The sequence below is a fragment of the Citrobacter amalonaticus genome (assembly GCF_018252635.1).
Classification (GTDB): Bacteria; Pseudomonadota; Gammaproteobacteria; order Enterobacterales; family Enterobacteriaceae; genus Citrobacter_A; species Citrobacter_A amalonaticus_E.
On sequence record NZ_JAGTXM010000002.1, the window covers coordinates 837,335 to 861,869 of the forward strand.

Sequence of the window (24,535 nt, forward strand, 5' to 3'; positions counted from 1 at the left end):
ATCCCCTCGCGTTCAACAGCAGCGTGCTCCACCTTTTCCGCCATAGCGCGCATCCTGACGCTCACGGAAAAACTCCTCATAGGTCATGGGCGTCTGATCCGGATGGGTGAGCCGCATATGCTCAACGTAGTTATCATAATCCGGCACGCCAATCATCAGTTTCGCGGCCTGGCCCAGATATTTACCGGCTTTCGAAAGCGTATCAAACATCATTACCACCTGTCAGAGACCCCCTCTCCCGGTCGGGAGAGGGGCATAATTACACGTTAGTGCGCCCCTTTGGCCTGCGCAACAATCTCTTCCACATTTTCCGGCATCGGCTCATACGGCGTCTCTTTCGCCGTCGGCTTGTCCTCTTTAAGCGCGGCGAGCGCTGTCTTAATGGAGAACAGCGCCAGTACCACAACTACCACCATGAAGAAGATAGTCAGGCCCGCATCCAGACGGTTGTTAAACACCAGTTGTGCCAGCTGCGATTCCGTGTACTGCGGCGGGATGTTGCCGCTGTCGATCATCGCCTGGAATTTATTGGCAATCGCCAGGAAGCCCACTTTTGTATCCGGGCTGAAGGATTTCTGCCAGCCCGCCGTCAGGGTACAAATCAGTAGCCATGCGGTCGGCACCAACGCCACCCACGCATAACGCTGACGTTTCATCTTGAACAGGACAACCGCACAGAGCATCAGCGCCATACCTGCCAGCATCTGGTTGGCGATACCAAACAGCGGCCACAGGGTGTTAATGCCGCCTAACGGATCCACCACGCCCTGATGCAGGAAGTAGCCCCACGCCAGCACGCACAACGCGGTCGCCAGCAGGTTGGCAGGCAATGAATCCGTACGTTTAAGGCCAGGAGAAACCACGCCCAGCAGATCCTGCAGCATAAAGCGTGCCGCACGCGTCCCCGCATCGACCGCCGTCAGAATAAACAGTGCTTCGAACAGAATGGCAAAGTGATACCAGAAGGCCACATCCATCATCCCACCCAGCGCGCCGTGCAGGATATAGGCCATCCCCACTGCCAGCGTAGGCGCACCACCCGCACGGGAGATGATCGACTGCTCGCCCACCTCGTTGGCAATCTGATGCAGCGTATCCGGCGTAATGGCAAAGCCCCAACTGCTGACCACCTGAGCGGCAGACGCCACCACGTCAGCAGTACCGGCAGGCGCCAGCACGGCCATTGGGCTATTCATGGCAAAATAGACGCCCGGATCGATGATACAGGCAGAAACCAGCGCCATGATGGCGACAAACGATTCCATCAACATGCCGCCGTAGCCGATAAAGCAGGCCTGCCCTTCGTTCGCCAGCATTTTCGGCGTCGTGCCGGAGGAGATCAGCGCATGGAAGCCCGAAACGGCACCACAGGCGATAGTGATAAACAGGAACGGGAACAGGTTACCCGTCCAAACCGGCCCGGTGCCATCGACAAATTTTGTCAGCGCGGGCATCGTCAGCGTTGGGCGCATGATCAAAATGCCCACCGCCAGACCGACAATGGTCCCGATTTTCAGGAAGGTTGAAAGGTAGTCACGCGGCGCCAGCAGCAGCCACACCGGCAGTACCGCCGCCACAAAACCGTAGCCCACCAACATCCAGGTTAACTGGACGCCGGTGAAGTCGAAGTACGGTGCCCAGGTTGGACTTTCCGCGACCCAGCCACCGGAAATAATGGCAAACACGAGGAACACCAGACCGATAACCGACACTTCGCCGATACGGCCCGGACGCAGATAGCGCAGATAGATCCCCATAAAGATCGCCAACGGGATGGTAAACGCGACGGTATAGGTTCCCCACGGACTGTGGGTCAGCGCTTTCACTACGATCATCGCCAGCACTGCGAGGATAATCACCATGATCATGAAGCAGGCCACCAGCGCAATTACCCCTGCGGTTGGGCCCATCTCTTCTTTGACCAGTTCACCGAGTGAGCGTCCATCGCGACGCGTCGACACGAAGAGCACCATGAAATCCTGTACCGCCCCGGCTAATACCACACCAGCCAGCAGCCAGATCATCCCCGGCAGATAACCCATTTGCGCAGCCAGTACCGGCCCGACCAACGGACCTGCGCCGGCAATCGCCGCAAAATGATGACCAAACAAGACTTTTTTGTCGGTGGGAACGTAGTCAAGCCCGTCGTTATGACGTACCGCTGGCGTCATTCGCGTCGGGTCAACCGCCAGTACATTTTTGGCGATATACAGACCGTAGAAACGATAGGCAATGAGATAGACACAGACCGACGCCACGACTATCCACAGTGCGTTGATCTGTTCCCCACGGTTTAACGCAATATAACCCAGAGCAAATGCACCCATTACCGAGAGCACTGTCCAGATGAGGTATTTCCCTGATTTATTCATGGTTGTTATCCGTTTGCGTGTTCCAGAGAAGGTAGATGTTACATTTTGTTTCTATAACATCTTTTCTGGTTTTAACAACCTGACAACCCAATAAACCTGAAGTATCACCGACTATTTACATTGCATTGTTAACTGGATCACTTCATTCACCAGCCAACACTGCAATCACATGACATTACGTGTGCTCAACCCAGCACCGCAGTTCCCAGACGACAGGTACAGCACCGCCGCCCTTGCTCATCAAACACAACGATTTCCCAACTCTGGCTTTGACGTCCCAGATGAAGCGGCTGACAAACACCGCGCACCTTGCCCTGCGAAACCGCACGGTGATGGGTGGCGTTCAGTTCTGTCCCAACCACGCACTGCCCGTCGCGGGTCATTAAATAACCCGCCATTGAGCCTAACGTTTCGGCCAGCGCCGCCGAGGCCCCACCGTGCAGTAAACCAAACGGCTGGTGTGTGCGGATATCCACTGGCATTTCGGCTTCCAGCACGTCGTCACCCAGTCGGGTATAGACAATGCCCAGATGCGCCACCATCGTGTTCTGGCTGGTGGCGTTCAGTTCATCAAGCGTTAAATGACGTTTCCAGATCATCGTTACGCTCCCAGCGTGGAGCCGCCGTCCACCACAATATCCTGTAGCGTAATGTGGCTGGCCAGATCGGAAGCAAGAAACAGAATGGTATTGGCGATCTCCTGTGGTCGGGCGATTTTGCCCAGTGGGATGCCGAGCTTGAACTGCTCGCCAAAGCCGCGTATACGCTGCTGTTCCGCGTCATCGCTGACCCACAGCGTCCGCTGCATGTCGGTATCCGTAGAACCCGGGGATACCAGGTTACAGCGCACGCCGCTGCCCGCCAGTTCCAGCCCGACGGTCAGCGCCAGACTCTTCAGTGCGGCCTTCGACGCGCCATAGGCGCTCATGCCGATGCGCGGTGTATGTGCGGCATCAGAAGCCACAGTCACGATCGCTCCCCCCTGCTGACGGCGAAATTGCGCCATGGTCTGCTGAAACAGGTTAAAGGCCCCACCGACATTGACGGCAAACGTCTGCTGCCAGTCCTGCGGACTGAGCGAGTCGGTCGCCCCCATACGTAAAATCCCGGCAGCGTTCACCAGCACGTCCAGCCGTTCGTTGTGCGCCAGCACGCGCTGGCAGATCTCAGCCACCTCTCCGGCATCCGCCACATCCATCACTTCAGTGGCAAACGGATAATCCTGTAAAGCGAATTCGCAGTCAAAACCCGTGACCTGCGCGCCGGCCTCGACGAACGCCTGCGCCGTCGCGTAACCAATCCCTTTACCCGCGCCGGTGACCCACACCGTTTTGCCGCGAAAATCGAATCCGATCATTAGCGCACCTCGCGGGAAAGCAGCGCCCACCAGGCATCAATGGTCGGGTTTTTCGCCAGCATCACGAAGTCGATATCGCCATGCACTTTACGCCAGCGCGCTGCCAGCGCCATCATCCGTACCGAGTCCAGACCGTAATCGATCAGGTTCTCGTCATCCATCGGTTCATCGGACTCATCAAGCAACGGTAAAATCAGCGCCCGCAATTCATCTTTGCTGGCCGGTACCGGCGCAGGCAGTAACTCCTGGGTCATCACCACGCGGCCCGCTCGTCCTGCAACGTACTTCAGTGACATAAGATGCTCTTCACGGCTGAAATCCGCCAGCGCATCCGCCACCATAAACGGCTTGATATCCCGCATGAAAGCGTCTGTTGCCGTGGTCATACAACCAATGTGCGCATAGACCCCAGTGATAATCAGCTGATCGCGGCCAGTTTCTTTCAACATCAGTTCCAGCGGGGAACGGTGAAACGCGCTGTAACGCCATTTCACCAGCACGTTATCCGCTTCATCCGGAGCCAGCGCAGCGACCACTTTTTGCTGCTCCGGCGAGCGCGTCAGTCCCGGCCCCCACATATCGTTAAGGAGGGCGCGATCTTCATCGCTCTGCTCCTTCGGCTGCGCGGTGTAATAAACGGGAATATTATGCGCTTTACAGTAGTTGCGCAGAGCGGCGATATTGGCGATCACCTGCGCCATCATCGGACAGTTTTCCCCCCAGAAGCTGACGAAGTAGTCCTGCATATCGTGGATCAATAGCGCCGCACGGTCCGGCTCGAATGCCCAACTGACCTTATTGGCCGGAATATCAAGCGCGCCAGGTAGCGCGTAAGCCTGCAGTTTAGGAATTGCCATTGTGTATTCTCCTTCAGGCCGAACGTGTTGCCAGCCACTGACGTAATTGTTTTTTATCGACTTTTCCAACCGGGGTCAGAGGCAGCGCCTCAACGGTTTCCACCCGGTCCGGTAACTTGAATTCGGCGACGCCCTGCTCACGCAGGAAGCGACGCACTTGTACCGCGCGCAGCGGTTCTTTCACCACCAGATATGCACAGCTTTTCTCGCCCATCAGCTCGTCTTCCATACTGACCAGCGCCGCATGGATCACCGACTGATGACGAAGCAACAGGTTTTCGATCTCTTCCGCCGCAATCTTCTCGCCGCCTCGGTTGATCTGATCTTTCTCTCGTCCCTGAACGGTGATGTAGCCATCCTCGTCGATAGAGATCAGATCGCCTGAGCAGTAAAAACCGTTGGCGTCAAACGCGCTGGCGTTATGCTGTGGGCTTTTGTAATAACCGCGGAAGGTGTATGGACCACGCGTCATCAGTCGTCCCGTTTCCCCCTGAGGTAACGGGTTGCCGTCGGCATCTGCCACCCACACTTCATCATCCGGACACATTGGACGCCCCTGGGTATTGATTATCCGCTCCGGGCTGTCGTCGAGACGGGTGTAGTTCACTAAACCTTCCGCCATGCCGAAAACCTGCTGCAACTGGCAGCCGATTTCAGCCGGGATCCGCGCCGCCAGGGATGCGGAAAGACGTGCACCGCCAACCTGCAACAGCATCAGCGAAGCCAGTTGCGCGTTACTGCCCCACTCGTTAATCGCCTGTAACCACAGGCTGACCGCTGGCGGCACCAGCGCCGTCGCGTTAATCTGATGTTTTTCGATCAGCGGGAAACACAGCGTGGCGCTTGGATCATCGGCCAGCACAACCGTTCCGCCTGCAAGAAATACGCCCAGCGAACCGGGTGAGCTCATGGCGTAGTTATGTGCGGCAGGAATAGCGCATAAAAAACGGGTATCGGCAGTGAAGTGACAGATTTCATTACTGCGACGCACGCTGTAGTAATAGTCGTTATGGGTTCGCGGGATCAGCTTTGGCGTTCCGGTCGTGCCGCCGGAGAGCTGGAAGTAAGCCACCTCATCCGCCGGCGACGGCGTGGCGATAAATGCGTCTGCCGGCTGGTTTATCGCCGCTTGCAGACAGTGCTCTCCGCGGTCATTGAGCAGATGCACCACGCGGATAGAATTATGCTGAGCAATAAACGTATTCAGAAAATCATTGTCGGTAAACAGCGCGTGCTGACGATCGGCAATGAGCAGCGTGGGCTCGATTTGTGTCGCATACGCGGTAAGTTCGGTGCGTTGATGGCTGAACAGGGCAAGCACGGGCGCAACGCCAAGCTTCAGCAGCGCAAAGAAAGTGATATACAACTCCGCCACGTTGCCCAGTTGTACCAGCGCGGTTTCGCCGGATGTGATCCCCTGACGGCGTAGCGTACAGGCGAGATTATCCGCCGCCTGATTCAGTTCACGATAGCTCAACTGACGCTCACCCTCGATGACCGCCGTATGGTCGCTTTCTGCATGGCGGGTCAAAATATCCGTCAGCGGCAGATCCTGCCAGTAACCTTTTTCGCGGTATCGCCGGGCGAACTCGTCAGGCCACCGGGTGAAAGGAATGCTCATCATCGCTCCTTAATGCAATCCAAAAACGTTCAACATGGTGGAGAGTTTGACGCCGGTTTCACGCCACTCTCCCACCGGCGAAGAGGCCGGGACGATCCCTGCACCTGCAAACAGACGCACCTGGTTTTTACGTAACGTCGCACAGCGGATGGTCACTACCCATTCACCGTTACCTTCGGCGTCACACCAGCCCACGATGCCGCCAAACAGTTCGCGGTCAAATGGCTCCAGTTCAGCAATCAACTGTTTCGCTGCCTGATGCGGGAAACCACTCAGCGCAGGCGTCGGGTGCAGCAGACAAGCCAGCGTCAGGGCGTTTTCTCCGGCATTGGCTTTGCCTTCAAATGGCGTACCGAGATGCCAGAGCGTAGGGGTGGTAATGAGCTGCGGTGAAGACGGCAGTTGCAGATCCTGACTGCGATCGCGCAGCACGGTTTTCATCGCCTGCGTAACCAGCTCGTGTTCATGACGATCTTTCTCAGAGGCCAGCAGGCGGTTTCCGGCTTCCCGGTCAAGCACATCATCAGGCTGACGGCGCGCGGAGCCCGCCAGCGGCAGAGAGCTGAAGCGATCGCCCTCTTTGCGCAGCAACAGTTCCGGGCTCGCGCCCAGCAGAACGCCGCCATCGCGCAGCGGGACATGGAAGTTGTAACTAACCGGGTTTTGCGCCACCAGACGTTCCAGCAACGCACCGCTGTTGATCTCAGCGTCGGTGGTGATGTCAATCAGTCGTGACAGCACCACTTTGTCGACGTCCGGCGTCGCCGTCAGCGCGGCTGCACGCGCGACCATCTCTTCAAACGTCTCCTGCTCGGGGATCGCGTTGCGTGCCATAACGTTCAGTGTCTGATGATCGGTAAAGTAGCGTGATGACTGCTGCTTTTCCTGGCGAGAAAAGGTCTGCCAGCTCTGGGGAATAAACAGCGATGATGGCTGGCGGGTATCGAACGGAATCGCCCCCACTATAATCGGTTTTGCGATACCCTGCGCTTTGGCTTCGGCAAACAGTGCTTGTAATTTTTGTTGGAAGGGGCTGTCTGGCGAATCGCCGTTAACGGCAGGTTCATCGAAGCGGGCGAAGCATCCTGACGTCGTAAAGCTCCGATACGGCGACATAAAGAAAAAGCGATGGGGCGCAAGTGTTGCCATGGTCTGCTGCACTTCCTCGGCCAAAGACGTATCCATATCATCCTCCAAAAAATGATAAAGGTTTTAATAATGATTATCATTTATATTTTCGGTCGCTAACCTAAAAGCAAACAGGCAACATGTCAACTCTTGAGGTAGCACAAAGTGCGACTAACGCTTGCATCCCTTACGCTTAATAATGAAAATGAGAAGCATTAATAACTCAGCACAGGAACTGATTTGTGAGACTGCCTTCCCTGCCCAGCCTGCTCGTTACGCTCTTCGTTTTCGGATTCTCCTCAGCCCACGCCGCGGATTGGCCGCGTCAGGTGACGGATGTTCGCGGCAGCCACACGCTGGAACACAAACCTGAACGCATCGTTTCGACCAGCGTCACGCTGACCGGCTCATTGCTGGCGATTGATGCACCGGTCGTCGCCAGCGGGGCGACAACACCAAACAATCGCGTGGCTGACGATCAGGGATTTTTACGTCAATGGGGCGACGAGGCAAAAACACGCAAGCTGACGCGCCTGTATATTGGCGAACCGAACGCCGAAGCGGTGGCAGCACAAATGCCCGATCTCATTCTGATTAGCGCGACTGGCGGCGACTCCGCCCTGGCGCTGTACGATCAGCTCTCGCCTATTGCCCCGACGCTTATCATCAATTACGACGATAAAAGCTGGCAGTCACTGCTGACACAGTTAGGCGAGATTACCGGCCAGGAGAAACAGGCTGCCGCACGTATTGCGGAATTTGATAAGCAGCTAACCATCGTTAAGCAGCAGCTGACGTTGCCGCCACAACCGGTGAGCGCGCTGGTCTACACCGCCGCCGCCCACAGAGCCAATCTGTGGACGCCAGAGTCCGCGCAGGGAAAAATGCTCGAACAACTCGGCTTTACGCTGGCAACGTTGCCTGGCGGACTGCAGCCCAGTCAAAGTCAGGGGAAACGTCACGATATCATTCAGCTTGGCGGTGAAAATCTGGCAGCCGGACTGAACGGAGAAGCGCTGTTCCTGTTTGCCGGCGACGAGAAAGACGTACAGGCGATTTACGCCAACCCTCTGCTGGCACACCTGCCTGCGGTACAGAACAAGCGCGTCTATGCCCTGGGCACCGAGTCTTTCCGCCTCGATTATTACAGTGCGATGCGGGTGTTAAACCGCCTCGCCGCGCTGTTTTAATTGCTATTACCGGAGCGGCTAACGCGTTATCCGGCCAGTCCCATTCTATGCCGGTTCCGGCGGCATCTGCCGGAATCGACGCAGCTCGCTGAGTAACAGCAGCAGTAGCAGCCCCACAATCACCAGACCAAAGCCGCTGACGCTCGCTGAGGCCACCGGCGTCATAATAGCTCCCAGACCGCCTAATAACGCGGCACCAATGGCATCTCCTGTCACGTTCTGCGCCGTCCACAGGCCATTGATACGCCCTAACATATTTTCTGGCGTCTGCGTTTGCAGCATTGTGTACTGCAACAGCGAACTGATGGCACTCAGCCAGCCAAACAGCGCCAGACACACCACGCCTAACGCCCAGACGGGCATCAGGGCAAACAGGCCAATGGCCAGAAACGCCCCCACGCTCGAGGCCAGCATGATTAACCCCGGGCGCACGCTGTGCGCCAGTTGCCCACTGGTGAGTGCGCCAACCGCCGCCCCGAGAGGAATGGCGGCGTACAATACGCCAATCTGCGCCGCTGACATCTGCCAGCTTATCGCCAGCGCCGGATAAAGCACGCGCACGGCGCTTGCCATCGTCAGCAGACCGCCAAGCAGTGCAATGCCACCAATCAGCGGACTGGCAAGCAGGAAGCGAAACGCCGTCAATAGGGATTTCAGCGGATGTTCACGCTGCTGCGGTGGGGGCGGCAGCGCCGGAAGGCTCAACAGCGGTAATAAGGTGATAAAGGTCCCTGCCGCCGCCAGACCGTAGTTCCAGGCCACACCGCCGGAAGCGAGCAACAGTCCGCCCAGCATAGGCGAAATCACCGAGCCCAGACGCACGGTCAGCATGGTAATCGCCCCTGCCTGCATCAGGTTTTCGCGCCCTACCAGCGCAGGCGTTGCCGCCAGCAGTGCCGTCACGCCCAGCGAAGCAAAAAAGCCGTCCCACAGGCCCAGCAGATAAATCGCAATCAACGAAGGCTCCGGCAACATGGCGTTCAGACACAGACCAATGAAGCCAATACCGCAAGTCCCACGCGCCAGCAGGATCACCTTTTTGCGTTCATAGCGATCGGCCAGCACGCCCCCTACCATCAGCCCGACAAACATCGCGCTACCGGTCAGTGTTACCGAGAGACCCACCTGCCAGGTCGAATGCGTCATCATCTGGATCTGCACGGGTACCGCGACGCCGAGCAGTCCGAGCGAAACAATAGAGATAAAACGGGCCAGGAAGACTGCGCGAAATGCCGGGTGTGTCTTCAGTAAACTGAGGTTGAGCAACCAGGATTGTCGATTCATTACAACGCCTTAATGCGATCTTTTTTTCATTATCCATTCAATGGCTGCACATGCTAACATAATCAAATAAGATCGATAACGATAATTACTATCATTATCAGGGAAGTTGATATGTCATGTTCTGTTTCCGTGACGCGTGCCATTGCCGTGCCCGGATTGTTGTTATTACTGGTTAGCGCCACGGCATTAAGTCTGACCATCGGTGCAAAATCCTTACCCGTCTCCGTGGTGCTGGACGCGCTCACCGGCACCTGTCAAAGTGCCGACTGCACTATCGTGCTGGACGCCCGCCTGCCGCGAACGCTGGCAGGACTGCTGGCGGGGGGGGCGCTGGGACTTGCCGGAGCGTTAATGCAAACCCTCACCCGCAATCCGCTGGCCGATCCTGGGCTGCTTGGCGTCAACGCCGGAGCCAGTTTTGCCATCGTGCTGGGTGCGGCGCTGTTCGGTTTTTCCACTCCACAGGAACAACTGGTGATGGCCTTTATCGGCGCGCTGGTGGCGTCACTGATTGTGGCGTTTACTGGCAGTCAGGGTGGCGGTCAACTGAGTCCGGTACGTCTGACGCTGGCGGGCGTCGCGCTCGCCGCGGTTCTGGAAGGTCTCACCAGCGGTATTTCCCTGCTGAATCCTGACGTTTACGATCAGCTTCGTTACTGGCAGGCTGGTTCACTGGATATTCGCAATCTGCAAACCCTCAAAGTGGTTATTGTGCCGGTGCTGATAGCCGGTGCCACTGCGCTAATGCTCAGTCGGGCGCTGAACAGCCTGAGTCTGGGAACTGATACCGCCACGGCGCTTGGCAGCAAAGTCGCACGCACACAGCTCATCGGCCTGTTAGCCATCACCGTCTTATGCGGTAGCGCCACGGCGATTGTCGGACCGATTGCGTTTATCGGCCTGATGATGCCGCACATGTCTCGCTGGCTGGTCGGTGCCGATCACCGCTGGTCGCTTCCCGTGACGCTGATCGCCACCCCAGCCCTGTTGCTTTTTGCCGATATCATTGGCCGGCTGATTGTTCCCGGCGAATTGCGCGTGTCAGTCGTGAGCGCCTTTATTGGCGCTCCGGTGCTGATCTTTCTGGTTCGTCGTCGTCCGCGAGGTGCCGCATGATGTACGTATCACGTCGCCTGCTGATCGCGTGCCTGCTTCTGACGGTCGGCTGCCTGATCTTCGCGCTCTGGGGTCTGCGTAGCGGTGCGGTGACGCTGGAAATCCCGCAAATTATTGCCGCGCTATCCGGCGATGCGCCGCGCAGCCTGACGATGGTGGTGACCGAGTGGCGCTTGCCGCGCGTGCTGATGGCGCTGCTGATCGGTGCCGCACTCGGCGTCAGCGGAGCGATTTTTCAGTCCCTGATGCGTAACCCACTCGGCAGCCCGGACGTAATGGGCTTTAATACCGGAGCCTGGAGCGGCGTGCTGGTCGCGATGGTACTGTTTGGCCAGCATCTGACGGCTATCGCGCTGGCAGCGATGGCCGGCGGCATTCTGACGTCACTGGTGGTCTGGCTGCTGGCCTGGCGTAACGGTATCGAAACCTTCCGCCTGATCATTATCGGCATCGGCATTCGCGCCATGCTGTTTGCATTTAACACCTGGCTGTTACTGAAGGCTTCGCTGGACACAGCACTGACCGCTGGATTGTGGAATGCCGGCTCGCTTAATGGTCTGACCTGGGCAAAAACCTGGCCTTCCGCACCCATCATCATTCTGATGCTGGCAGGTGCCGGACTGCTGGTGCGCCGCATGCGTCTGCTGGAGATGGGGGATGATAGCGCCTGCGCGCTGGGGGTCAGCGTGGAACGCTCGCGACTCGCTTTGATGCTGGTCGCCGTGGCGTTAACCGCGGCTGCCACCGCGTTGGCCGGACCGATTTCCTTTATTGCGCTGGTTGCGCCGCACATCGCCCGCCGACTGAGCGGCACCGCGCGGTGGGGGTTAACCCAGGCCGCGCTTTGCGGCGCGCTGTTACTGCTGGCGGCCGATCTGTGCGCACAGCAACTGTTTATGCCTTATCAACTTCCGGTGGGCGTCGTCACTGTGAGTATCGGCGGTATTTACCTTATCGCTTTGTTAATTCAGGAGTCCCGCAAAAAATGACCGAATCAGTAGCCCGTTTGCGCGGCGACCAGTTAACGCTGGGTTATGGAAAATTCACCGTTGCCGAAGACCTTAACGTCACCATTCCCGATGGTCATTTCACCGCCATTATCGGACCAAATGGCTGCGGGAAATCGACGCTGTTGCGAACCCTCAGTCGGCTGATGACGCCGGCAAACGGTCATGTCTGGCTGGATGGCGAGCCTATTCAACACTATCCCAGCAAAGAGGTCGCTCGCCGCATCGGTCTGCTGGCGCAAAATGCCACAACCCCGGGCGATATCACCGTACAGGAACTGGTGGCGCGCGGACGCTATCCGCATCAGCCGCTGTTTACCCGCTGGCGTAAAGAAGATGAAGATGCTGTGACGCAGGCCATGCGCGCCACTGGTATTACACATCTGGCGAATCAAAGCGTGGATACCTTGTCCGGAGGACAGCGTCAGCGCGCATGGATAGCGATGGTATTGGCACAGGAAACGTCAATCATGCTGCTCGATGAACCGACCACCTGGCTGGATATCAGCCATCAGATTGATCTGCTGGAATTGCTGAGCGAACTGAATCAGGAGAAAGGCTACACCCTCGCCGCTGTACTTCACGACCTCAACCAGGCCTGTCGCTATGCCACACATTTGATTGCGCTGCGTGAAGGAAAGATTGTCGCCGAAGGCGCGCCAAAGGAGATTGTCACCGCAGAGCTAATTGAAAAAATCTATGGGCTACGCTGCATGATCATTGATGATCCTGTGGCGGGCACACCGCTGGTGGTGCCGCTGGGCCGCCGTTAGCCGCAGGCCGGAAGGCGTTGAACCTTCCGGCCGTCAATCAGACCAGATCTCTTTGACCGCGGCCTCATCCCTTTTACGGGATACCATAGCATGATGGAGAAGCACGCCAGCACAGGCCACAATCCCTCCCATCAATGCAGCCAACACGACCACGATCATTCGACCCGGCCCCTGTTTTTTTACCGGTAAAGATGGCTCAAGCTGATATTTGAACGGCGAGAATTCCACATCATGAACATTGACTGACTCCAGTTGTTCAACATAATACTGCCGGTTTTTTAACTCCGCATTCAACTCAGCCACATCCGTGACCGATTTTTCAATCTCCAGCTTTCGCTGGATCCCATCAGCGCCCAGAGAAATAGAAAAATCAGGATCGTCTTTCACCGCCTGGCCATTGCTGTAAACCGGTTTTTTAATTCCGGCGGCATTTGCAATCTCCAGTGAATAATTGAGTCGTTGAATATTGGTATCCAGCTGATTTTTAAGTTTAACGCGGTCAAGTGCCAGGCGTTCTTTCTCAAAACGCGTTTTGACTTCTAATTGATTGCGGATATTTTCCAGTGAATCCTGTACCACCATCTCGGCAATAAACTGGATATACCCTGCCAGTACCTGTTGTGCCTCTTCTTTGGCCGGAGCCGTAAAACTCAACACCCATGACGTATACAGTGCCGTTTCATTTTTCTTTCCGGCATTGCTGTCCACGGCTTTCATTTTTTCGCTCAGCGCGACGATGGCCCGATGCAGTTCCAGCTCATTGATTTCCGCGCCTTTTAATTGATCCATTACATACGGAGATGAGCGTAAATATTGCTCCAGCAATGAAAAGGACTGAAATTTCTTGATAAAGAGATTGAAGGTGTTACTGCGATCGACATTGATATCAAGATCCAGAACGCGTAATCCCGTCAGCGTTCTTTGTAAATCCTGCCACTGGATTGATTCGGCGGGCGTCACCACGGCTTCACTGGTCCAGCGTTGAGGCAAAAAGAATGTGACGAATAACCCCACGCACGCAAACGCGAGTGTACACACAATAATACGTTTTTTAGCCTGCCATAAAATATCAATCAGCTTTAATAAATCGATTTCATTACTCTGAGAATGGGGCAACGGAAAACCAGTAAACTCCGTATTTTTACCCTGCTTAATATTAAGTGACGGCATACTGTACGTCCTGTTGCATGTTCCACGAAAGCTAATTCCTGCTAACAGCGTAACAAACCCCCATAATATTCCGAAATACTAATGCATGGATAAAGCCAAATTCAGATGTTGCCCCCTCTGAAGGAAATATTCTTAATACAAAGAATTATCGCAATAAAAGATCCCCCGTAACGATGGCACGTGGTTACGAGGGATGCTTAGAGGACGAAATATTATTCAGCTATGCTTATATTTATTGCAGCATGCGGCGATGATAGGGCCGATATTTTCAAAGGCGGATGGGGAGATAATCTCCACATGCGCGCAATCCTGACGATATACCTCCAGCTCCGCAATCCACGGCGCCCAGCTGCGTTCCGGGCTTACGCCATCCGGCAGAGTACGCTCGGCAACAAACAGCGTCGCACGGCCATCAAAGGGGACGCTGTGCGCGCTGGTGAGTAAGCGGACGGCATCAGCGTAATTCCCTTCAATGGTGCTAAACAATTCGCCTGACGCGTTCCCCTGCTGCGCGGCCAGAAAGGCTTCCCGCTCGCGGTCAATTTCCGCCAGCACTTCCGGATCGAGTCCATTGGCCTCTTTTTCTGACCAGTTCTGCGTTTCCGGCGGCCAGGTATCCAGCAGACCGAGGAAAGCGACCGCTTCACCCCGCGCCCGCAGACGTGCGGCAATACCCTGTGCCAGCGTGCCGCCAAGCGAATAGCCCAACAGGTAATACGGGCCATGCGGCTGTTGTTCAAGGAGCGTCGCCAGATGGTGTTCGCAGACCGCGTCCAGATTGGCTGACGTCTGCATCGGCCCTTGTGGACGCGGCGACTGAATTCCCGTAATCGACCACTGTGGACTGAGATAGCGCGACAGTACGCTAAACTGCCAGGCAAATCCCGACGCCGGATGGAAGCAAAACAGCGTTGGGCCATCACTTTTACGTAGTGGCAGCAGCGTTTCAAACCCAAGACGTTGTGTCTGTACGTCATCGTCCGCATCCAGTAACGCCGCCAGCTGCGCCACCGTCGAGGACACCATGACCTGCCCCGGTGTCACCTGACGGGCGAAGGTCCGGCTCAGTTGCGCTGCCAGCTTCATGGCCAGCAGCGAATGACCACCCAGCGCGAAGAAATCAGCTTCAACGTCGTTGACGTCACAGCCCAGCAGTTCACTGAATGCCTTCGCCACCATCGTTTCGCTGCCAGGCTGCGGGACTCTCCCTCTGGCGCCCGGCGTTAATTCCGGCATCGGTAACGCTTTACGATCCAGCTTGCCGTTGGCGCTGAGCGGCAGTTGCGCCAGTTGCAGTAACACCACCGGCACCATATGCGGCGGGAGTTTTTCACGCAGCAGCGCCTGGAGCGCGGGGATATCGAGCGGAAGACCTGACTGCGAGACCAGATAACCTACCAGTTGGCGGGCATCGCCTCCCGTTGCTGCCGCCTGATTAAAGACGCAGGCGTGAACCACCGCCTGTTCAACATCAGGCAACGCCTGCATCACTCGATCGATTTCGCCCAGCTCGATGCGCTGACCGCGGATCTTGAGCTGATCGTCACTGCGTCCCAGATACTCCACCGCACCGTTTTCCAGCCAGCGCGCGACGTCTCCGGTACGGTACATTCGCTCCCCCGGCGCAAACGGATCGGCGATAAAGCGACTCGCCGTGAGATCCGGTCTGCCAAGGTAACCCTGCGCGAGCTGGATACCGGTCAGGTAGAGATCGCCCGCTACGCCGACGGGAACCGGATGCATCATCGCATCCAGGATCCGCAGTCCGGTATTCCACACCGGGAAGCCAATCGGTACGCTGCTACCGGTGACTTTTGCCAGTTCATTGCCCCAGGCTGGATACCAGCTGACATCAACCGCCGCCTCCGTTGGACCATACAGATTATGCAGCGGGGCATGCGTCAGTTGCTCCCACTCACGGCATAAATCGGCGGGTAAGGCTTCGCCGCTGCAAAAGACATGCTTTAACGTTGCGCAGCTTTCACTGGCGCGCTCTGGCGTCAGCGAGGCGACGAATGCCGCCAGCATCGACGGCACAAAGTGAGTCGTCGTCACCCCGTGGTGGGCAAAAAAGCGCTGCATGGCCAGCGGATCGCGGTGTGCTTCTGGCTCAGCCATCACCAGCTTCGCCCCGGCAATAAACGGCCAGAAGAATTCCCACACCGAGACGTCAAAGCTGCACGGGGTTTTTTGCGCCACCACGTCTTTCGACGTCAATCCATATTGGTTTTGCATCCACAACAGACGGTTAACGATGGCGGTTTGCCCAACCATCACCCCTTTCGGTCTGCCCGTTGAACCCGAAGTAAAGATGATGTACGCCGTATGCTGCGGTTGCGATAACCCCAGCGGCGCGCTATCGCCTGCCGTCAGCGGTTCGTTATAGCAGAGGCTTTCCAGCCCCGGAATATCGCTAAAGCGCGATAGCTGTTCCGCCGTGGCGATCAGCAGCTTCGGCCGCGCGTCTTCCAGCATCATCCGTAGGCGATCGTCAGGATAACCGGTGTCTAACGGCAGCCAGGCCGCACCGGCTTCAACAATCCCGTGCAGTGCCAGCGTCAGAAAGACGGAGCGTGGTAAAGCCACCGCGACGCTGTCGCCCGGTTGCACACCGCGTTCGCGCAACACACCGGCGAGCGCCACCACCTGTTCGCGCATTTCGCGGTAGCTGAACTGATAGCGGGCATCCGCCAAAGCGGGCGCGTCCGGCGTTCTGCTCGCCTGTTCCGCCACCAGCGCACTGAGCGTCGTGGAAGGGATGTCAACCGCCGTGGCATTCACCTGTGCAATCTGCTGATATTCAGCCGGAAGCAGCAGATCGGCATCACCGCAGCACAGAACAGGGTTAGCGGCAAACTGTTCGATTAACGCCATCAGACGTGACGCATGCTGTTTGAGCGTCGCTTCATCATAACGTTGCTGGTTGGCGAGAAGCTCAATGCTTAGCCCGCCCTCTTCATCCGGGAACAGTGCCAGTTCCAGATCGTTAACCGGCCCCGTCGCCAGCGTATGGGTTAGCGCTGAAACGCCGGGCATGTCCAACTGATAGTCGAAGACTTTGACGTTAAACACCGGACCAAACAGCGGCGCGTCCCCCGCCGCTCGCCCACTGTCGCGGACGATTTGCTCTGCATCGTAACGCTGATGACGACGCATTTTCTTAAGCTGAGCGGACAACCGTTTTGCCAGTTCAGGCAATTTTTCTGCGGCATCAATACGCACGCCCAGCGGTAACACGTTGAGCACGGGCCCGGTAGCGGTCAGCGCCGCCGAGCCCATGCGGCGCATAAAGATAAAGCCTGCCGCGTATTCCATCCGATTACACAGCCGTCCCAGCCAGAGCGCCACCAGCGCCAGCGCCAGATCGGTTCGCTGAACGTCAGGCAGTTGCGCCGCCAGGTGGCGAAACGCACCTTCCGGGGCATCGAGCTTCATACGGTAAATTTCAGACGTCGCTGCTCGTCCCGGCAGCGGTGCGGGTGAAAGCGACGCCGGCGGCGGAAGCTGTTTACGCTGTTCAGCCCAGAACGCGCCGTCACGTTGCGAGGCCTCACTCTGGCGATACTGCTGATACTCTTCCACCACCTCGGCAAACGGCGTGAAGGGGGAATCAGGCGTCGCGTCACCACGACACCATGCGCTGTAAATCGCGGTGATTTGGCGGGTAATCGCCGGGAAACTGAAGCCATCAACCAGTAAATGGTGATAGCGCTGATACCAGTACCACTGGTCGTCACCAACCTGGATCAACTGATGATGCACCAGCGGCTTGCCGCCATCGACGCGCAAATTTCGTTGCAGGTCAGTCTGCATCAGCGCCAGCGCGGCATCATGTGGGTTCTCGGCGGAGCGGAGATCGCAAATCTGCGGCTCAGCAAACATAAAGGCGTCATCGACCCATTGCCAGACGTCACCGTTATCCTCGGTAAAACGCAGCCGTAAGGTATCAGCCTGCTGCAGACCGGTGGCCACTGCGCGCGCCAGCAGTTGCGCGTCCAGTTCACCGGTTAACGCCACATAATGTGCGACGCTCCAGGCAGAAGATAATGCGGAGAGCTTTTCGGCCATCCAGATGCCAGGCTGTGCGGCAACCAGCGGTAAACGACGACTCATTGCGCCTCCTGCGAAACGGCATAATGGCCGGGAATTAACGTGGTCCAGTGTTGCGCCAGCCATTGCTGGCAGGCTTCCTGAGACTGCGGTTCGCATATCACCTGCCAGCCAGCAGGTAATGCACAGTGTTGTGGCCAGAGGCTAAACTGCTGCTGCGAATTTTGCAGAATGTAGAATTGTCCCTGCGGGTTATCGAAGGGATTACTGAATTCCATACTCAACTCCTGTCGTGGAAAATCACTCGCTCAGCGCAGCGGCTTCCAGAGGTCGATCAACCCCTGCGTCAGGCCGCCACGCCAGCAAAGTGCATCATGTCCGCCGTCAACCTGACGCCAGAAAACCGACTGCTGTGTGGTCTGTAGTTGTGTGTAGAGCGCCTGATTCGCGCGAAAGATAACCGGTTCGCGGACTCCCGCCTCGAGGACAATCCGCAGTCCCTTCGCGGACAACTTACCGGCGCGAAGTTGTTCAATAATCAGTCCGTTTTGTTGGCCGCCACGATGGGGCCACCAGTAAGAACCCGACTGACTGAGCACGCAGCCAAAGCGTTCCGGCCAGTGCAGCCCCGCAAACATCGATGACAGCCCGCCAAAACTTTGTCCTGCAACGATCGTACGTTCCGGACGATCGCTGAATGGCGCAACGCGCCGGACCTGCGGCAATAATTCGTGTTGAACCGCCAGCCAGAAATCCGCGTTACAGGGAAGTTCACGGCTGCGGTGCGTGGTATCGATGGCATCAATAAGCAGATAAACCGCCGATGGAAGTTTCCCCCGCTGGGTGAGTGAAGTGAGTGCAGGCCAGACCGGCATACTCTTTGCCCAGAATTGCCCATCGAGAAGAATCGCCAGAGGGCGTTCATCCGGTTGCGCATCGCCGGTCATAAAAACCCACACACGACGCGTATTACCCAGACGCGCGCTGTTCCAGTGCAGAACCACCGGCGATGACGCTGGCGTTTGTGGGTCGTCCCAGCCAGGTTGCGCAGGGGCCTGCGGCATTTCAAGCGCCGACACGGCGTGCCCTCGCCCCCCTGTCCAGCTCACAGGATTAAGCGGATCGGCTATCGCCTGCGGCAACAACTGTCGCCAGCCTTCGCGCAGCGCAGTGCGATCCCGCGCTTGATCCGCCTTTAGCGACGCAAACGTATCGTCCCGCGTAGAGGGAATAAAGCAGTAGCTGCCGCGCCAGTTGGCGCTTAACACGGTCTGCCAGTGCCAGACATCTGTTCCGGCAATGCGCTGCATCGTCTGGGGAAAGACATTCTGGTGATGATCGGTCACGCCGGTGATGTATACCCAGACTCGCTGAATAGCAGAATGTAACTCACTCCCCTGCGGATCGCGCCACCAGAAGGTCACCCGGTAATTTCCGTCTGCTTCACGCGTCCATTGCGGACCGTTTTTTGACTGCCACCAGGCCTCACTGCCTACCGTTAACGCCGTCACCGCCATAACCTCATGTTTATTGTGATCTTTTTCATTGATTGATGAAATATATTGATAATATTATTGATAACTATTTGCATTTGCAATAGCGTATTGACGCGCCGTGGGAAGCGCGAACAGTTTTTAACCAACCGCACTGCGGGCTTTTCTGGAACGGAGGGTTTTCGCAGAGGCGGGCGACATCGGGCCGGATACCAATCTCAGGCGTCTGGTACACGTGGCTAAAGAAAAGCAGGAAATACAATGAACAAGAAGATTCATTCCCTGGCCTTACTGGTCAATTTAGGGATTTACGGGGTAGCGCTGCCTGCTATGGCAGAAGAAACCGCTGATAGCACCGCCGTCTCTCATGAAGATACTATTGTGGTTACCGCCGCCCAGCAGAACTTGCAGGCTCCTGGCGTGTCGACTATCACCGCAGATGAAATTCGCAAAAATCCTCCCGCTCGCGACGTCTCTGAAATCATTCGTACCATGCCAGGCGTTAACCTGACCGGTAACTCCACCAGCGGCCAGCGCGGCAATAATCGTCAGATTGACATTCGTGGTATGGGGCCAGAAAACACCCTGATCCTGATCGACGGTAAACCGGTGACCAGCCGTAACTCCGTACGCCTCGGCTGGCGCGGTGAGCGCGATACCCGTGGCGATACATCCTGGGTACCGCCAGAGATGATCGAACGCATTGAAGTCCTGCGCGGGCCTGCCGCCGCGCGTTACGGTAACGGCGCTGCGGGTGGCGTGGTGAATATCATCACCAAAAAGGGCAGCAACGAGTGGCACGGCTCCTGGAATACCTATTTCAACGCGCCGGAACACAAAGAGGAAGGCGCGACCAAACGCACTAACTTTACCCTCAACGGCCCGCTGGGCGGGGATTTCAGCTTCCGCCTGTTCGGTAACCTGGATAAGACACAGGCCGATGCGCGTAACATCAACCAGGGCCATCAGTCTGAACGAACCGGCACCTATGCCGACACGCTGCCAGCCGGCCGTGAAGGCGTCATCAACAAAGATATTAACGGTGTGGTGCGCTGGGACTTCGCGCCAATGCAGTCAATAGAACTGGAAGCCGGTTACAGCCGTCAGGGTAACCTGTACGCCGGAGATACGCAGAACACCAACACCAACCAGTTGGTGAAAGATAACTATGGCAAAGAAACCAACCGTCTCTATCGTCAGAACTACTCGCTGACCTGGAACGGCGGTTGGGATAACGGCGTCACCACCACGAACTGGGTACAGTACGAACACACGCGCAACTCCCGTACACCGGAAGGCCTCGCGGGGGGGACCGAAGGGATCTTCGACCCGAAAGCGTCACAAAAATATGTTGATGCCGACCTGAACGACGTCACGCTGCACAGTGAAGTCAGCCTGCCGTTCGATTTTCTGGTTAACCAGAACCTGACGCTGGGTACAGAATGGACCCAGCAGCGCATGAAGGACATGCTATCCAACTCGCAAACCTTTATGGGCGGTGATATTCCAGGCTCCAGCAGCACCGACCGCAGTCCTTATTCAAAAGCGGAAATTTTCTCGCTGTTCGCCGAGAACAACATGGAGCTGACCGACAGCACCATGCTGACGCCGGGACTGCGTTTCGATCACCACAGCATCGTGGGCGACAACTGGAGCCCATCGCTAAACCTGTCACAGGGGCTGGGCGACGACTTCACCCTGAAGATGGGCATTGCGCGAGCGTATAAAGCGCCAAGCCTGTATCAGACTAACCCGAACTACATTCTGTACAGTAAAGGCCAGGGCTGCTATGCCACGGGTGCCGCGACCGGAATCGGCTGCTACATGATGGGTAACGACGATCTGAAAGCAGAAACCAGCATTAACAAAGAGATTGGCCTTGAATTCAAACGTGATGGCTGGCTGGCGGGGGTGACCTGGTTCCGCAACGATTATCGCAACAAGATCGAAGCCGGTACGGTACCAATGGACCGCACGTCCATTACCAGCAAAGGCAAAACCACCTACACCGATATCTATCAGTGGGAGAACGTGCCTAAAGCGGTGGTCGAAGGGCTGGAAGGGACGCTGAACGTACCGGTGAGCAACACCGTTAACTGGACCAACAACATCACTTACATGCTGCAGAGTAAGAACAAAGAGACCGGCGAACGCCTGTCGATTATTCCGGAGTACACGCTGAACTCAACGCTGAGCTGGCAGGTACATCAGGATGTTTCTCTGCAATCCACCTTTACCTGGTACGGCAAACAAGAGCCGAAGAAATACGATTACCAGGGTAAACCGGTGACCGGTTCAGATAAACAGTCCATCAGCCCGTACAGCATCGTGGGTCTGAGCGCGACCTGGGACGTGACCAAAAATGTCAGCCTGACCGGTGGCGTGGATAACGTCTTCGACAAACGTCTGTGGCGTGAAGGTAATGCGCAAACGACCGGTAGCACGACCGATGTCTCTTATATGCGTGGCGCGGGCGCGTACACCTATAACGAACCGGGTCGTACGTGGTACATGAGCGTTAACACGCACTTCTGATGCCCTCTTCCCTCCTCCCCCCGGAGGAGGGTTTTTGATGACGCAATGCAGACAACTCACTCTCTTCTCACTCTGGCTCACCACACGTTACATTGTGTCACGTTCGAGCCGCACACCTTTCATGAGCACGATCTGCTGTGGCTGCCTCATCATGCGCAACTGGCACCTGCCGGGCGTAAACGTAAAGCCGAACACCTGGCCGGCCGTATTGCCGCCGTTCATGCGCTACGCGAATGGGGTCATAAAAACGTACCGGGAATGGGCGAACAACGACAACCGTTATGGCCGGAAGGCCTGTTTGGCAGCATCAGCCACTGCGCGACTACCGCGCTGGCTGTGGTTTCCTGTCAACCAGTCGGCGTTGATAGAGAGGAAATATTTACGCCGCAGACAGCGGCAGAACTGGCGGACAGTATCGTCTCAGAGACAGAAAAATCACGGCTTGCAGGAAGCGGATTACCTTTTGAACAGGCGCTCACGCTGGCGTTTTCTGCCAAAGAGAGCGCCTTTAAGGCAACCCAGGGGCGAACGCAGGTAGGCTGCGGATTCATGCACTATCACATTCTGGACGTTCAACATGACCAGATGCGATTACGAGCGTTCGACCAGACCTGGTGGGTACAGTGGCTCGCTTCCGATAGCCATGTCGTTACCGTGGCAACGCGTTAACTTTCAAAGCATTTCCCGCGCCTGGGCCGCTATCGACTCGGCATCAAAACCATGGTGCTGGCGCATCCAGCCGCGATCGGCCGCCGCCGCGTATTCACCATCCGGGATGCCTAAGCGCTTCAGAACCGCACCAGTGCCTGCTTCAGCCAGAACTTCCGCCACCAGGCTTCCCAGTCCACCGTTGATATTATGCTCTTCAACGGTGATCACCGCTTTACAGCCTTTCACTGCCGCTAACAAGACTTTGGTATCACACGGACGAATGGACGGTACACTTACCACCGTCGCCTGAATACCGGAATCGGCTAACAACGCGGCCGCATCAACAATTTCGTGGACAGTAGAACCTGTTGCCACCAGCGCCAGCGAGTCGCCTTCACGTAAGGTCACTACGGCGCCCGGCACAAAACGATAGCTCTCATCATGCAGTTCCGGGAGCGCTTTTCCGTCCATGCGAATGTACACCGGCCCTTTGTAGCCAAGGGCATAGTCGATTACCTGTCGACACTCTCGCGGTGAAGAGGGGGCGAAAATCTGGATATTGCCAAACCCACGCATAATGGCGATATCGTCGATAGCGTGGTGCGTGCTCGCCAGCGGACCATAGCTGGCCCCCGCATTCAGGCCAAACAGTTTCACGTTGGTATTGTTGTAGCAAACGTCAACTTTAATTTGCTCATTGGCACGGGAAATCAGGAATGGCGCCGCGTTACAGGTGACTGCAACCTTGCCGCCGAGCGCAAGCCCTGCCGCCGTCCCGACCATGCTTTGCTCGGCAATCCCCACGTTGACCAGCCTGTCCGGAAACCGCTTAATAAAGGGACCAATTTTCGCGGTGGATGTTGAGTCAGCCACGACCGGCACCAGATCAACGCCATTTTCTACTGCATCAATAAACGCCTGAACCATCACGTTTGCGAGGTGTTCTGCATTACTCATCTTTTAACTCCTCCAGAGCCAGTTCAATCTCTTCACCTTTTGGCACCCGGTGGTGCCACTCAGGACGCCCCTGGATAAACGAAATACCTGCGCCTTTTGTAGTATTGGCAATCACGACGTTCGGTTTCCCTTCCTGCTTCAGACCTTCCAGCGTACTGACAACCGACGCCATATCATTTCCCTGGCATTCGGTAACCTGCATGCCGAAGGCACGCCATTTATCCGCAAGCGGATCGGTGTTCATGATTTCACGCGTGGGTCCGGCCAACTGGAGATTATTCTTGTCATTAATGATCACCAGGTTATCCAGTCCATAATGCGCGGCGGCGAGCGCGGCTTCCCAGTTGCTACCTTCCGCCAGTTCACCATCACCGGTAATTAAAAAGATACGGCGAGCACTGTTACTTTTCTTCGCCGCCAGCGCCAGCCCCACCGCGACAGGCAAACCGTGGCCCAGCGCGCCGGTGTTCAGTTCAATACCCGGCGTTTTCTGGCGTACCGGATGGCCCGGAAGATGAGAATTGGCGTGTTGGTATGTGTTCAGCCAGTCAACAGGGAAAAAACCGGCCTCTGCCAGAACACAGTAGTAACAACCTACCGCATGGCCTTTGGACTGAATGTAGATGTCCCGCTCCCCATCGTCGATGCGATCCGGGGCGACATTCAAAATGCGGAAATAGAGTGCGGTGAGCAGTTCAACCTGAGACAGGTCCGCACCGGTATGCCCTCCTGCAGGGCTATAGGCGTTTAATTTGACGATGTGACGACGCACCGCTCGCGCTGTGCGTTCAAGAGTCTGGATATCGTAGTGCCAGGGATTCATGTAACACCTCTGAATTTATTTTCAATATGGAATATTTATTCCATCAGGGACTAAAAAAACCAGAAATCCCTTTGCTTCACACCACACGGCTTACGCCACGGTATCTTACTCAGGAACATTCTGCCTCCTCACCGCGACTACCTTGACGTCG

At 56.5% G+C, this 24,535-nt stretch carries 20 protein-coding genes; 6 read left to right on the plus strand and 14 right to left on the minus strand.

Features of this window, described 5'->3' with window-relative positions; translation table 11 throughout:
* Positions 1-12: 12 nt before the first annotated feature.
* The 7 genes from KE671_RS08485 to entC form a co-directional block, all read right to left on the minus strand.
* The gene (locus KE671_RS08485; protein WP_206162784.1) at positions 13-210 is read right to left on the minus strand and encodes a YbdD/YjiX family protein; all 198 of its coding nucleotides are present in this window, start codon (positions 208-210) and stop codon (positions 13-15) included.
* 56 nt (positions 211-266) lie between these two features.
* Positions 267-2,372 carry a pyruvate/proton symporter CstA gene (cstA, locus tag KE671_RS08490; protein ID WP_043001454.1) on the minus strand — a complete coding sequence of 702 codons (2,106 nt, stop codon included), beginning with the start codon at positions 2,370-2,372 and terminating at the stop codon, positions 267-269.
* Positions 2,373-2,557: 185 nt separating this feature from the next.
* Positions 2,558-2,971 carry a proofreading thioesterase EntH gene (gene entH, locus KE671_RS08495; RefSeq protein ID WP_206162540.1) on the minus strand — a complete coding sequence of 138 codons (414 nt, stop codon included), beginning with the start codon at positions 2,969-2,971 and terminating at the stop codon, positions 2,558-2,560.
* A 2-nt stretch (positions 2,972-2,973) separates the two neighbouring features.
* On the minus strand, positions 2,974-3,729 hold the full coding sequence (gene entA / locus KE671_RS08500) for a 2,3-dihydro-2,3-dihydroxybenzoate dehydrogenase (RefSeq protein ID WP_206162541.1): 756 nt from the start codon (positions 3,727-3,729) through the stop codon (positions 2,974-2,976).
* On the minus strand, positions 3,729-4,586 hold the full coding sequence (locus KE671_RS08505) for an isochorismatase (RefSeq protein WP_206162542.1): 858 nt from the start codon (positions 4,584-4,586) through the stop codon (positions 3,729-3,731). Before KE671_RS08505 ends, entA begins: the two co-directional genes overlap by 1 nt.
* 13 nt (positions 4,587-4,599) lie before the next feature.
* The gene (gene entE / locus KE671_RS08510; RefSeq protein WP_206162785.1) at positions 4,600-6,207 is read right to left on the minus strand and encodes a (2,3-dihydroxybenzoyl)adenylate synthase; all 1,608 of its coding nucleotides are present in this window, start codon (positions 6,205-6,207) and stop codon (positions 4,600-4,602) included.
* Between the two features lie 9 nt (positions 6,208-6,216).
* Positions 6,217-7,392 carry an isochorismate synthase EntC gene (gene entC / locus KE671_RS08515; RefSeq protein WP_206162543.1) on the minus strand — a complete coding sequence of 392 codons (1,176 nt, stop codon included), beginning with the start codon at positions 7,390-7,392 and terminating at the stop codon, positions 6,217-6,219.
* Between the two features lie 191 nt (positions 7,393-7,583).
* On the opposite strand from entC, the gene fepB reads away from it, so the two are divergent.
* Positions 7,584-8,525 carry a Fe2+-enterobactin ABC transporter substrate-binding protein gene (gene fepB, locus KE671_RS08520; RefSeq protein WP_241029817.1) on the plus strand — a complete coding sequence of 314 codons (942 nt, stop codon included), beginning with the start codon at positions 7,584-7,586 and terminating at the stop codon, positions 8,523-8,525.
* A 45-nt stretch (positions 8,526-8,570) separates the two neighbouring features.
* Here fepB and entS read toward each other — a convergent pair whose 3' ends face one another.
* Complete coding sequence (entS, locus tag KE671_RS08525) at positions 8,571-9,809, minus strand: enterobactin transporter EntS (RefSeq protein WP_206162545.1); 1,239 nt, start codon at positions 9,807-9,809, stop codon at positions 8,571-8,573.
* A 111-nt stretch (positions 9,810-9,920) separates the two neighbouring features.
* Here entS and fepD point away from each other — a divergent pair, with 111 nt between their 5' ends.
* Genes fepD through fepC form a run of 3 tightly spaced genes read left to right on the plus strand, consistent with a single transcriptional unit; the run spans position 9,921 to position 12,705 of the window.
* Positions 9,921-10,925, plus strand: coding sequence for a Fe(3+)-siderophore ABC transporter permease (fepD, locus tag KE671_RS08530; protein ID WP_206162546.1), 1,005 nt, complete (start codon positions 9,921-9,923; stop codon positions 10,923-10,925).
* Positions 10,922-11,914, plus strand: a complete 993-nt coding sequence (gene fepG / locus KE671_RS08535; protein WP_206162547.1) for an iron-enterobactin ABC transporter permease — start codon at positions 10,922-10,924, stop codon at positions 11,912-11,914. The genes fepD and fepG overlap by 4 nt, the downstream gene beginning before the upstream one ends.
* Complete coding sequence (fepC, locus tag KE671_RS08540) at positions 11,911-12,705, plus strand: iron-enterobactin ABC transporter ATP-binding protein (protein WP_206162548.1); 795 nt, start codon at positions 11,911-11,913, stop codon at positions 12,703-12,705. The genes fepG and fepC overlap by 4 nt, the downstream gene beginning before the upstream one ends.
* Before the next feature lie 33 nt (positions 12,706-12,738).
* Here the strand turns inward: fepC and wzz(fepE) are convergent, their stop codons facing one another.
* The 4 genes from wzz(fepE) to fes all read right to left on the minus strand — a co-directional run bounded on the left by wzz(fepE) (position 12,739) and on the right by fes (position 19,442).
* Complete coding sequence (gene wzz(fepE) / locus KE671_RS08545) at positions 12,739-13,875, minus strand: LPS O-antigen length regulator Wzz(fepE) (protein WP_206162549.1); 1,137 nt, start codon at positions 13,873-13,875, stop codon at positions 12,739-12,741.
* Positions 13,876-14,091: 216 nt separating this feature from the next.
* Positions 14,092-17,988, minus strand: coding sequence for an enterobactin non-ribosomal peptide synthetase EntF (gene entF / locus KE671_RS08550; RefSeq protein WP_206162550.1), 3,897 nt, complete (start codon positions 17,986-17,988; stop codon positions 14,092-14,094).
* Positions 17,985-18,203: an MbtH family protein gene (locus tag KE671_RS08555; RefSeq protein ID WP_206162551.1), complete on the minus strand. Its 219-nt coding sequence runs from the start codon at positions 18,201-18,203 to the stop codon at positions 17,985-17,987. Before KE671_RS08555 ends, entF begins: the two co-directional genes overlap by 4 nt.
* Positions 18,204-18,233: 30 nt before the next feature.
* A complete protein-coding gene (gene fes / locus KE671_RS08560) occupies positions 18,234-19,442 on the minus strand; it encodes an enterochelin esterase (RefSeq protein ID WP_206162552.1) in 1,209 nt (402 codons plus the stop codon).
* Between the two features lie 237 nt (positions 19,443-19,679).
* Here fes and KE671_RS08565 point away from each other — a divergent pair, with 237 nt between their 5' ends.
* Both KE671_RS08565 and entD read left to right on the plus strand, forming a co-directional pair.
* Positions 19,680-21,953: a TonB-dependent siderophore receptor gene (locus KE671_RS08565; RefSeq protein ID WP_206162553.1), complete on the plus strand. Its 2,274-nt coding sequence runs from the start codon at positions 19,680-19,682 to the stop codon at positions 21,951-21,953.
* Positions 21,954-21,998: 45 nt separating this feature from the next.
* Positions 21,999-22,622, plus strand: a complete 624-nt coding sequence (gene entD / locus KE671_RS08570) for an enterobactin synthase subunit EntD (protein WP_206162554.1) — start codon at positions 21,999-22,001, stop codon at positions 22,620-22,622.
* Between the two features lie 3 nt (positions 22,623-22,625).
* Here entD and KE671_RS08575 read toward each other — a convergent pair whose 3' ends face one another.
* Both KE671_RS08575 and KE671_RS08580 read right to left on the minus strand, forming a co-directional pair.
* Entirely contained in the window at positions 22,626-23,561 is a 936-nt protein-coding gene (locus KE671_RS08575; protein WP_206162555.1) for a transketolase family protein, read from the minus strand.
* A complete protein-coding gene (locus tag KE671_RS08580) occupies positions 23,554-24,384 on the minus strand; it encodes a transketolase (protein ID WP_206162556.1) in 831 nt (276 codons plus the stop codon). The genes KE671_RS08575 and KE671_RS08580 overlap by 8 nt, the downstream gene beginning before the upstream one ends.
* Positions 24,385-24,535: the final 151 nt, after the last annotated feature.